Annotated in this window: 7 protein-coding genes, 1 tRNA gene and 1 pseudogene; 5 read left to right on the top strand and 4 right to left on the bottom strand. The window is 54.0% G+C overall.

What is annotated here, in order from left to right; genetic code table 11:
• Window positions 1-12 precede the first annotated feature (12 nt).
• A pseudogene (locus AC3Y7R_RS15095) lies at window positions 13-312 on the top strand (IS3 family transposase); the annotation flags it as partial.
• A gap of 256 nt (window positions 313-568) precedes the next feature.
• Here AC3Y7R_RS15095 and gltB read toward each other — a convergent pair.
• The 3 genes from gltB to AC3Y7R_RS15110 all read right to left on the bottom strand — a co-directional run bounded on the left by gltB (window position 569) and on the right by AC3Y7R_RS15110 (window position 7,441).
• Window positions 569-5,107: a glutamate synthase large subunit gene (gltB, locus tag AC3Y7R_RS15100; RefSeq protein WP_490042894.1), complete on the bottom strand. Its 4,539-nt coding sequence runs from the start codon at window positions 5,105-5,107 to the stop codon at window positions 569-571.
• A 96-nt stretch (window positions 5,108-5,203) separates the two neighbouring features.
• Window positions 5,204-6,004: an alpha/beta hydrolase gene (locus AC3Y7R_RS15105; RefSeq protein ID WP_490042895.1), complete on the bottom strand. Its 801-nt coding sequence runs from the start codon at window positions 6,002-6,004 to the stop codon at window positions 5,204-5,206.
• Between the two features lie 3 nt (window positions 6,005-6,007).
• A complete protein-coding gene (locus AC3Y7R_RS15110; protein WP_490042896.1) occupies window positions 6,008-7,441 on the bottom strand; it encodes an NAD(P)-dependent oxidoreductase in 1,434 nt (477 codons plus the stop codon).
• Window positions 7,442-7,655: 214 nt separating this feature from the next.
• On the opposite strand from AC3Y7R_RS15110, the gene AC3Y7R_RS15115 reads away from it, so the two are divergent.
• Window positions 7,656-8,459 carry an undecaprenyl-diphosphate phosphatase gene (locus AC3Y7R_RS15115; RefSeq protein ID WP_490042897.1) on the top strand — a complete coding sequence of 268 codons (804 nt, stop codon included), beginning with the start codon at window positions 7,656-7,658 and terminating at the stop codon, window positions 8,457-8,459.
• On the opposite strand, the gene AC3Y7R_RS15120 is transcribed toward AC3Y7R_RS15115, so the two are convergent.
• Window positions 8,450-9,439, bottom strand: a complete 990-nt coding sequence (locus AC3Y7R_RS15120; protein WP_490042898.1) for a complex I NDUFA9 subunit family protein — start codon at window positions 9,437-9,439, stop codon at window positions 8,450-8,452. The genes AC3Y7R_RS15115 and AC3Y7R_RS15120 overlap by 10 nt on opposite strands.
• Window positions 9,440-9,615: 176 nt before the next feature.
• Between AC3Y7R_RS15120 and AC3Y7R_RS15125 the strand changes: the two genes are divergently transcribed.
• The 3 genes from AC3Y7R_RS15125 to AC3Y7R_RS15135 all read left to right on the top strand — a co-directional run bounded on the left by AC3Y7R_RS15125 (window position 9,616) and on the right by AC3Y7R_RS15135 (window position 11,260).
• A tRNA-Leu gene (locus AC3Y7R_RS15125) sits at window positions 9,616-9,701 on the top strand.
• A 979-nt stretch (window positions 9,702-10,680) separates the two neighbouring features.
• Window positions 10,681-10,815 (top strand): hypothetical protein, encoded by a 135-nt coding sequence (locus tag AC3Y7R_RS15130; RefSeq protein WP_490042899.1) that lies wholly within the window; start codon window positions 10,681-10,683, stop codon window positions 10,813-10,815.
• On the top strand, window positions 10,805-11,260 hold the full coding sequence (locus tag AC3Y7R_RS15135; RefSeq protein WP_490042900.1) for a hypothetical protein: 456 nt from the start codon (window positions 10,805-10,807) through the stop codon (window positions 11,258-11,260). The genes AC3Y7R_RS15130 and AC3Y7R_RS15135 overlap by 11 nt, the downstream gene beginning before the upstream one ends.
• Window positions 11,261-11,299: the final 39 nt, after the last annotated feature.

Genomic DNA, 11,299 nt, shown 5'->3' on the forward strand with positions numbered 1-11,299 from the left:
CTACAAATCTAGGGCCACCTCACTCGTGGCTTCCGTGCTTGGCGAACGCGACCGATCAGCCAAACCCAACGGGACGGTAAGGTGCTTTTGGCCCATGTTCGTGAGCAGCATCGGCTCAGCCTACAAAGTTATGGGCGCCCACGCATGACGGAAAAGTTGAGAGACCTGGGCCCGCCAGTCGGACACCGTCGGGTCGGTCGGTTGATGCCTGAGAACGCGATCAAGGTTGTCCGAACCCGCAAGCATAAAGTCACGACTGACAGCAATCACCGCTTCAATATTGCGCCTAATCTGCTGGATCAGGATTTCTCAACCCCTTGGCATTCGAACCAAAGGCTGCCGAACATGAGCTAACAGACCCAAATTTTTGTGCGGCAAGTCCAGTCACACGTTAACCGCTCGGAACTCTATAGGGGGCGGTTCAATACATCTCCTAAAAACCAGCCAGTGATGTTCGCCTCTCCGATGTGGTCATCATTTAGGCCGCACCGAAGACGAATTACCTTTTCACGTTCGGTTCTCGCGGCTTCAATAACGACCGAGGTAGTTAGGGGTTGCCCGTGTGGCTTTACTCCGCAGGAATGGCCGCTTCTTCATGGCTTAGTGGCACAGGGATATGGACAAGCATTTCTTTCGGGCAAATCTGCAAGAAGTTTTCCTTCTCAATGTCCCAATCTTGCAATATTTGAGCCGCTTTGACGCTGCCGGTCTCACTCAGGTGTTCTTCGATCAGGCCCTTAAGGTGCCGTTCCCAGTGATCAACAGTGACCGGGCAGGTCACCAATGTTTCCATGTTCATCAATGGTGCCGATAAGCCGTCAGGATCATATAGATAAGCCATGCCGCCGGTCATACCTGCGCCAAAGTTGGCTCCGATGGAGCCGAGAATAACAGCCACACCACCCGTCATGTATTCGCAGCCATTGGTGCCGCAGCCCTCGATCACAGTTGTCGCGCCAGAGTTTCGCACACCGAACCGCTCACCAGCGCGCCCGGCGGCAAACAGGTAGCCATTGGTTGCGCCATAAAGCACAGTATTGCCGATGATCGTGTTGTCATCCGCCTTCAACGGGCTATTTTGGGCAGGGCGCACTACGATGCGCCCGCCAGACAATCCTTTGCCCACGTAGTCGTTGGCGTCACCAAAGACTTCGAGCTTCAATCCCGGTGCCGCGAAGGCCCCTAAAGATTGTCCAGCAGAGCCTGACAGTTTGACCGTTAAGTGGTCGGGTTGCAGATCATTGCGCATCCCAAAGCGTTGCACGATGTGCGATGAGGCCCGTGTGCCGATAGAGCGCAAGGTGTTTTGTACCGCATAAGACAGCTGCATTTTCTCACCGTCTTTGAAGAACGGCTGTGCGTCATTCACAATCTGCGCGTCTAACGTATCAGGCACCGGATTGCGGGCTTTTTCGCGGTCGTACACGATGCGATCTGCGCCATCGACGGTGATCAAAAGCGGGTTCAAATCTAAGTCATCCAGATGAGCAGAGCCACGCGAAACCTGTGTTAACAAGTCCGCGCGTCCGATTACTTCGTCCAACGAGCGTGCGCCGATAGAGGCCAGAATTTCGCGGACTTCCTGTGCGTAGAAGGTGATCAGATTCACCACTTTATCCGCAGTCCCGGTGAATTTAGCCCGCAGATCTTCGTCTTGAGTGCAGACACCCACAGGGCAAGTATTTGACTGGCACTGTCGCACCATGATGCAACCCATGGCAATCAGTGCCGCAGTGCCAATGCCGTATTCCTCTGCCCCCATCATTGCGGCCATAACAATGTCGCGTCCGGTGCGCAGCCCACCATCGGTGCGCAGAGTGACCCGCTCGCGCAGGTTGTTCATTGCCAAGACTTGATGTGCCTCGGTTAGACCCATTTCCCACGGAAGGCCCGCGTGTTTAATGGACGTCGCAGGAGATGCAGCCGTGCCGCCATTATGGCCAGAAATCAAGATGATGTCAGCCTTGGCTTTCGCTACGCCAGCCGCAATCGTGCCAACGCCTGAGGCGGCGACCAGCTTCACCGTCACCTTGCAGCGCGGGTTGATTTGCTTGAGGTCGTAGATCAGCTGCGCCAAATCCTCGATCGAATAGATGTCGTGGTGGGGCGGTGGCGAGATCAGCGTGACCCCTTTGGTTGATAGCCGCAGCCGTGCAATAAGGTCGGTTACCTTCATGCCGGGTAGTTGCCCACCCTCGCCAGGTTTTGCCCCTTGTGCCACCTTGATTTCAAGTTCCTCGCAGTGGTTCAGGTATTCTGCCGTGACGCCAAACCGCCCAGATGCCACCTGTTTGATTTTCGCAGAGGGGTTGTCACCGTTCGGTTCTGGCACGAAATGCTTGGGGTCTTCGCCGCCCTCGCCACTGTCTGACTTCGCGCCAATCCGGTTCATGGCCACACTGAGCATTTTATGTGCCTCGGGTGACAGCGCACCCAGTGACATGCCCGGCGTCACGAACCGTTTGCGGATCGCGGTGATAGACTCAACCTCGTCCACAGAAATGGCTTTGCCCATCGGCTTGATGTCCAGCAAATCACGCAAATGGATAGGTGGGTTCGCCTGCATTGTGCGGCTGTATTGCTTCCACATGTCATAGCTGGCGTTCGTGCACGCAGCCTGCAACATATGCATAGTTTGCGCTTCCCAAGCGTGCTTTTCGCCTGAGCGGCGGGCTTTGTAAAAGCCCCCGATCGGCAAGATATCTGTGCCCTCACGCCAGCCAGCCGTATGCACTTCGGCGACTTTGGTTTGGATGCCAGATACGCCAATCCCTGAAATTCGGGACTGCATACCGGGGAAAAATTCCGCAACCATAGCGCGCGAGAGGCCCACGGCCTCAAAGTTCAAACCACCGCGATAAGACGAGATCACCGAGATCCCCATCTTCGCCATGATTTTCAACAGGCCTTGATCAATCGCCTTACGGTAGTTGGCAACAATTTGCGTCAGCGTCCCTTCCAGCAGCCCACGCTCGATGCGATCTGCCAGTGAATCTTCGGCCAAATAGGCGTTAACCGTGGTCGCGCCACAGCCGATCAACACCGCGAAGTAATGCGGGTCAATGCATTCCGCGCTGCGCACATTGAGCGAGCAGAACGTCCGCAACCCTTTGCGCGTCAACCAACTGTGCACCGCAGACGTCGCAAGGATCATTGGCATGGCCACATGATCTTCGCCCTGATTTTGATCGGTCAGCACAATGTGTCCGGCACCAGAGCGAACAGCGTCTTCTACCTCATCGCGGATACGTGCCAGTGCATCATGGAGCGCGCCTTGGCCTCCGTCCGCAGGGAAGGTGCAATCAATTGTCACCATGTCAGCGTTGAACTGGTCGACCAGTTTTTCAAACTGAGCATTGCCAATGAAGGGGCTATCGAGGACTAAAATTTCGGTCTGGGATGAATCCTCATCCAGCACATTTTTCAGGTTCCCGAAGCGGGTTTTCAAGCTCATCACACGAAATTCACGCAGGCTGTCGATCGGCGGGTTGGTTACCTGAGAGAAGTTTTGGCGAAAAAAGTGGCTCAACGGGCGGTACTTTTTCGACAACACCGCCGAGGGGGTGTCATCGCCCATCGACGCCAGAGTTTCTTTGCCATCTTCCGCCATCGGGGCCAGAACTTGCTCAAGCTCTTCTAGTGAATACCCGGCTGCAATTTGCCGCTTACGCAGCTCGGCGCCGGTAAACAGCGGCTGTTCTTCGACATCGCGCGTGATCTCGTCCAGATCGGTGATTTTCCCGACCCATTCGCCAAACGGCAGCGCCTTGGCCATTTTGTCCTTCAACTCTTCGTCGTGGAACAGTTTGCCTTTGCCCATGTGGACGCCGATCATTTGACCCGGCCCAAGTGCGCCTTTCTCGCGCACGGTCGCCTCGTCAAACGGCACCATTCCGGTCTCGGAGCCAGCAATGAGCAGCCCGTCACCCGTCACCGCATAGCGCATCGGGCGCAAGCCGTTGCGGTCCAGACCCGCACAGACCCAACGGCCATCAGTCATCGCCAAAGCGGCGGGGCCATCCCACGGCTCGATGACCGAGTTGCAGTAGGAGTACATGTCCTGCCAAGGTTTCGGCATCTCAACCGCCTGCTTGGACCATGATTCTGGCACCAACATGGTTTTCGCCATCGGGGCAGAGCGACCAGCGCGCACCAGAACCTCAAACACCGCGTCCAATGCGGCGGAATCGGATGATCCACCGGACACGATCGGCTTGATGTCATCTGCACGGTCCTCAAAAGCCGCCGAAGCCATGCGGATCTCGTGCGATTTCATCCAGTTCAGATTGCCCTTTAGCGTGTTGATCTCGCCGTTATGAGCCAACATGCGAAACGGTTGGGCCAACCACCATTGCGGGAAGGTGTTGGTCGAATAGCGTTGATGGTAAATCGCAAATGCGCTTTCGAACCGCTCGTCCATCAGGTCGGGATAGAACTCCGCGACCTGCTCGGCCAGCATCATGCCTTTGTAGATGATCGAGCGGCAAGACAGCGAGGCAATATACAGTTGTGGCACCTGCGCGGCCAAGGCTGCTTTTTCAATGCGACGACGGATGACATAGAGATCGCGCTCAAATTCTTCCTCATCCATGCCCTTGGAATTGGAGATGAGAATTTGCTCAATCTCCGGCCGTGTCGCGTTGGCCTTTTCGCCAAGACAGCTGGTATCAACGGGAACATGGCGCCACCCATAGATGTAGTATCCCATCCGCAAAACTTCGGTTTCAATGATGGTCCGGCAGGTTTCTTGCGCCCCGTGATCGGTGCGCGGCAAGAACACCTGACCGACGGCGATCAACTGATCCATGTTGGGCTTATGGCCCGTGCGCTCGATCTGATCATAGAAAAACTTGACCGGAATTTGCACATGGATGCCGGCGCCATCGCCGGTTTTGCCATCTGCATCTACCGCGCCACGGTGCCAAATGGCCTTCAGCGCGTTGATGCCGTTTTCCACAACCTTGCGGGATTTCTTGCCGTCAATCGCAACAACAAGGCCCACCCCACAAGAGGCGTGCTCGTCCTCATCGCGGTACAGCGAGTTCTCCGCCATCCAGCGGCGTTTTTCTTCCTCGCGAGCTACCCAATCTTGGTCAAATTCGGTCATGTTATAGGCTCCTTATTGGGGAAGTTTTTATTGATTGGGTCGGGCGATGCGCCCAACAGAGGTCCGATGTGTAATCGGGTTCACTGTTTAACAGTCTTAGACGCCCAGTGATGCAGGCCGCTTGGGCTTGCTGCGTTTTTTGAAATGGGCCTCTGCCATAGCAAACTCGGCGTAGTCCTCGCGCCGCATTCCGCCCGCGCGTTGCACCACTTTGCTCATTCGGCCAGGCCGGTTGTTGATCGCGGCCAGCACGATTTTGCGCAATGTATTCGCGCCCTTTAGGTTGCCAACAAAATTGTGGTCCGCGCCTGCGAAGATGTAATGTTTCAAGTTGGGGGCTGTCGGGAACCGCTCCCAATGCATCCGCTCGTCTGGCGTGTCGCCATGGAACATATAGATCGGCACTGGTGCCTTCGGCAGCTTGTTCATTTGCTTGTGCGGCCAGTTGGTAATCTTCTTTCGAAAAAACCGCCAGCGCTTCTCTTCTGGTAGCACATCGGGGTGAACCGAGTACTGTGGCGTGAAGCATATAATCCGCGACAAGGGTATTTTTCGGCCCAAAATCAGCGCGTTGTACGCGCCCATGCTGGTGCCAATAGCCATGACGTTGGTTATCTTGTGCTCCAACACGTAGTCGCTGATCTTGGTCACGATCAGATTGGCCATTCCGTTGGCGTTCATCCAACACCGTGAAATATCGGTGATGCAGATCACATGGTTGCGCCCATTCTGAGAGGCCAGCCCGACGAATTCTTTTGGTGGCCATTGATCGCGCTCTTGGCCCACGCTGGTGAAGCTGACGATCAAACGTGACTTCTCTCCCGGTGCGGCTTCGATCCGCAGCGGATGTTTGTCGTGCAGAAGTTTGAACTCCAGCAGTTTCTTTTGATCGGACATAGATCACTCGGCAGCTACCTGCGCCGCTGCGTTGATTTGATCCAAGATCGCCTCTGCAGCTTCGCGCCCATCACGAATAGCCCAAACAACTAGGCTTGCGCCACGTTGAATATCACCACAGGCGTAAACCCCCGGCAAAGATGTCTCATGGGTCTGGAAATCGGCCTTGATTGTGCCCCAGCGGGTCACTTCCAATTCGGGCACGTCCCACAGGGTTGGTATGGCTTCTGGTTGAAACCCCAAGGCCATGATGACGATATCGGCATCCTCAATATAGTCGGCCCCGTCAATGATTTCAGGGCTTTGGCGGCCAGAGGCATCCGGCGCACCAAGGCGCATTTGGGAGACCAAGACACCCTCAACACTATCGCCTTTGAAGCCTTTGGGGGCCGCGAGCCACACAAATTCGACGCCTTCTTCTTCTGCGTTCGCGACTTCGCGCTGCGAGCCGGGCATGTTTGCCTTATCGCGACGGTAGAGACATTTCACTGAAGTCGCCCCTTGGCGAATAGACGTGCGAACACAGTCCATCGCCGTGTCGCCGCCACCAATGACAACAACGCGTTTGCCTTCAGCATTCAACTCGCCGCTGTCAAATTCTGGCACCGCATCCCCAAAGCTTTTGCGATTTGACGCCGTCAGGAAGTCGAGCGCCCGCACAATGCCCTTGGCACCGGATCCCGGAGCTTTCAGGTCGCGGGACTTGTAGACGCCCGTCGCAATCAAGATAGCGTCATGCGTTTTCTGCAACTCCGCGAAGGAGACATCCTCTCCGATTGCACAGTTCAACTTGAACGTGACGCCGCCTTGCTCCAACTGGCCGACGCGTTTCATCACAACGTCCTTTTCCAGCTTGAAGCCGGGAATGCCGTAGGTCAGCAAGCCACCGGCGCGGTCGTTCCGCTCGTAGACGGTGACTTGCACGCCTTGGCGCCGCAGCATGTCAGCCGCCGCCAGCCCACCGGGGCCGCCGCCAATGATCCCAACGCTTTCGGCGCGCTCGTGCTTTGGGGAGGCGGGCTTTACCCACCCGTTTTCCCAAGCGGTATCAGTGATGTATTTCTCAACCGAGCCAATAGTGACTGTGCCATGGCCTGATTGTTCAATCACGCAATTGCCTTCGCACAGGCGATCTTGGGGACAGATGCGGCCACAAATTTCGGGGAATGTATTTGTCGCTTGGCTGATCTCATAGGCTTCTTTTAAGCGGCCCTGAGCGGTCATGCGCAACCAATCGGGGATGTTATTGTGCAGCGGACAATGCGACTGGCAATAAGGCACGCCACATTGGCTGCAACGGCTGGCTTGCACCGCGGCCTTTTCAGCTGCGAACTCTGAATAGATCTCATCGAAATCTTGAGCGCGTAAGTTCGGTGGCCGTTTCTCCGGCATGTCCCGATCTATTTTCACGAATTGCAACATCGGCTGCTTAGCCATTTCAAGTCTCCCAATTTGAATGGCTTGTTTAATCGGACTGTTGAGTAAATAAAAGTCATAAAGACTGACCTATTATCACATTTTTATGCCCACCTTGAGGGATTTCAGGGGGGTGAGCGGTTAAATAGGTAAGAATAAGTTACCCATTTAACCGCTTCTCATTTAATTCCCTGAGTTTAGGTTGGGAAAAATTGATTCGAGACGTGGGTATGCGATGTCACTCTTTCACTTAATCCTAGTCGCTTTGATCCAAGGGCTGACAGAATTCTTGCCGGTTTCCTCATCGGGGCACTTGATACTATTGCCCAACTTAACCGGGCTGGATGACCAAGGCCAAGCCATTGATACGGCTGTCCATGTGGGCACCCTTTTTGCGGTTGTCTTGTACTTCTGGAAGGATGTCAAAATCGCTGCCGCAGGAACCGGTCGTTTGATGCAGGGTAAGGTTGACACTCAAGGGGCAAGGTTAGCGCTTTACCTTGGCATAGCTACTGCGCCGGTCCTTTTGTTTGGTCTCATTCTCAAGCTTACTGGCTTGGATGAGGCGCTGCGATCCGTGGCGCTGATTGGATGGACGATGCTTATATTTGGCTTGGTTCTTTATTGGGCCGACCAAAAGGGGACCACATCCAAAGTTGCACAAGACTGGACCGTGAAAGACGCGCTGATCATGGGGTTATGGCAGGCCGCAGCCCTTATACCGGGGACCTCTCGCTCGGGGGCGACGATTTCAGGGGCGCGCCATCTGGGCTATGCGCGCGAAGACGCAGCGAAACTGGCTATGCTCATGTCTATCCCGACGATTATCGCGTCCGGATTGGTGCTTGGCGTAGAAGTTGTGGCTGATGCAGATATGGCGCTGGCAAAAGACAGTGCCATCGCTGCTGTGTTATCATTTGGCGCGGCCCTTTTGGCGCTCTCACTGATGATGAGGCTGCTAACGTCGGTCAGCTTCACCCCCTACGTGATCTATCGTATTTTCCTGGGCCTAGCGCTTTTGGGCTATGTCTACTTGTGATCTGCCCGCAAGTTCTGCGCCGATTCCATAATCGCGTCATACTGGCCACCTGAGCGGAACCGCCACAGATACTCTGGCAAAACCGCGTCGACTGAGGTCGGGCTAATCCCTAAATCAGCAAGCCCCTTTGCGTCATCCGATACAATATTGTCCTTGGCGAGGTTTAACACCTGATCTTTGGTTGCCGGGCCGCAAACAAGCCCGCCAGTCATCGCTTTTACAATATCAAAGGACCCGCCCATAAGCCGCCCAACAAAAAACGGGATATTCACAATCAAGCGCCGACGACGCACGATGCTCAGTGTTTTTTGCACCCAGTCACGAAGGGAGGCGACATCGGGGCCGCCCAGCTCGTAAATTCCGGCATCGGCAAGCCCAAGTGCCCCTTTGACGGCAGCCTGCGCGATGTCATCGACATGGATGGGCTGAAACTTTGTATCCGCACCGATAACCGGAAGGACAGGGCCAAAGCGAGACATAAACGCAAAGCGGTTAAAGAACGCATCCTCGACGCCGAATACGACGGAGGGGCGCAAAATGACAGCTTGTGGGAAGTGCTCAAGGATAGCGCTCTCCCCCAGTGCTTTGCTTTGTGCGTAGGCGCTATCGCTGTCTTCATCGGCACCGATGGCCGAGATATGCACCAATTGAGCAACGCCCTCATCGGTTGCGCACCGTGCAACACGCTCGGCGCCTTCATGATGCACCGCATCAAAGCTGTTTTTCCCGGATGGGGCCAGTATACCTACGCAATTCACGACGGCATCGGCGCCATGCATCGCCGCGCGCACCGAGGCATCATCGCGGATATTGCATAAAATCGGCTCAACCTGCCCAACCGCACCATAGGGTTTGACAAATATAGCCTCATTAGGCCGCCGAACAGCAACGCGGACCCTCCAGCCTTCTTTGGCCATGCGGCGCGCGATGTAGCGCCCGACAAACCCTGATCCGCCGTAGATGGTAACGAGTTTCGACATGGTGTTTCCCTTCAAAGCTGGCTGCATAGGGTTTACCGAGCCAGAATTCGCCAGACAAGGCGCATTTCGTCGCTTCTAGGTCTGTCTGCGATTAATTCGTAACAAACATTCCATTCTGGCCCCGAATCTCGTTGACACTCGTGGTCGCCCCAATTAATCCCGCGCTCACGACACCTGCCCAGGTGGCGGAATGGTAGACGCGCCAGCTTCAGGTGCTGGTGTCTGTATGGACGTGGAGGTTCGAGTCCTCTCCTGGGCACCAAAATCATTGATTATATTTATTCTTCAATTGCTTAGAGCGCCAACTGGTGGGGCCTGAGCCTCTTTCTATCCATCCTTGCGTGATCATTGCTGACACCTAAGTACCAAGGAATAGTTCACACTTTGCTTTAAACCCGTATGTGACTGCGACATCCCGCTGCTCAGGGAGTGCCCGCAAGGTTTCAAGGGGCCACCCTATCTTACTGCCGATGAGCCGCGCCCCGAGTTTCCTCCACTATTTGTTGTGTCTTTGGATGACTTTGATGGTCTTACGCGGCCAGTTTATCCATCTTAATTTTCTCCATGAATTTGGATGGCGTTAGGTTCCTAATTGAGGGGGGGCCTGCGGCTGTTGTAACTATTCTGTCCTTTTTCCAACACCTCGCGGGGGAGGGTAATGAGGTAAGCAATGTTTCATTTAGGCACTTATCGGTTTTGTTGCACAAATCGGATTAGGATATCATGTTGCGAATTCAGCATGATATCCGGTCGGCGTGACCAATCTACCCCATAACGGCGAGAATAGAGAGGGAGGGAAGTGGTTGGACACGGGGGAGTGAGGAAACCTTCAATCAATATCGCAACCGTCAGATATCCGATGAAGTAGACTCTAGTTCTGTTGCTTAAAATATTAGGAATGAAGTTTTCCCAAACCGATCTGCTGGTATAAAAATTATCAAAGGAGGGGCTATTATTAGGGTGCGTGCAACTTACATGTGCGAGGGTAGTGCAAGTTTCTGTGGAAATTTGGTGCCCGGAGCAATTAAAAAACTAAATGGGCATTGCGCGGGTTCGCGTTGTTTAGATCTGAAATTACGTGAAGTGTTCAGCCCAAAATATGCGAACTTACTATCATTGAGAGTTCTACCTCGCCTCACACAGCCAAGTATATAGCTACTGGAACACGTACAGCTCGTGGCTATAGGCACCGAAATGAGATACATATAGATCCAAGTTTTCGCAGTAGACGGCCAAACCGGGTGATTGCCCATGAAATAGGTCATTGGATGGGGCTTGGACACCAAATCAGACATGACAGTTTGATGAGCTATGGGAAAAGGGCAGCAACTAACTTTGGAGGGATTGATTTTCATAGGATTGCGTATGCGTATTAAGATCTTGCCTTTGCTGCCTTTGCTGCCTTTGCTGCCTTTGCTGCCTTTGCTGCCTTTGTTGGCTGGTTGTATTGAACCAAATTTATCTATGGTTGATGAGAGGGTTCCCTACAGATGCTCTGAACGAGCTTCAAATCAAGAGGTTGTCAAGAATGTGGAAGAACTACTGCGAGACGGCTCTCGTAGGATCGAAGTTTGGCAGTCTGCGTTGTCCGAGTTGAATGATGACCATGCAGTCGAAGAGTTCCTCAGGGTTTGGGAAAAAGCCGATAAATATAAGCTCTTAGACGTCATTTGCTACGAAGACATTGTACCGGTCGGTACTTTTTCGTTTGATTTTAGTTCGGAAAAGTTTGGGATTGTTACGATCCGAGCCACACTTCTGCATGGCTCAATCCGGGCTCATAGTGTCGGCTTGAGCGAATTCGAAAACATCTTCGAATAGCGACATCGAGGTCCGGAATTTCAAATCCGGCGCGGAGAC

The sequence above is a fragment of the Litoreibacter sp. genome, assembly GCF_058136045.1.

Coding starts and splice junctions, on each gene's coding strand:
- gltB (WP_490042894.1), bottom strand. CDS start 5,107: ATGACCGAATTTGACCAAGATTGGGTAGCTCGCGAGGAAGAAAAACGC.
- AC3Y7R_RS15105 (WP_490042895.1), bottom strand. CDS start 6,004: ATGTCCGATCAAAAGAAACTGCTGGAGTTCAAACTTCTGCACGACAAA.
- AC3Y7R_RS15110 (WP_490042896.1), bottom strand. CDS start 7,441: ATGGCTAAGCAGCCGATGTTGCAATTCGTGAAAATAGATCGGGACATG.
- AC3Y7R_RS15115 (WP_490042897.1), top strand. CDS start 7,656: ATGTCACTCTTTCACTTAATCCTAGTCGCTTTGATCCAAGGGCTGACA.
- AC3Y7R_RS15120 (WP_490042898.1), bottom strand. CDS start 9,439: ATGTCGAAACTCGTTACCATCTACGGCGGATCAGGGTTTGTCGGGCGC.
- AC3Y7R_RS15135 (WP_490042900.1), top strand. CDS start 10,805: ATGCGTATTAAGATCTTGCCTTTGCTGCCTTTGCTGCCTTTGCTGCCT.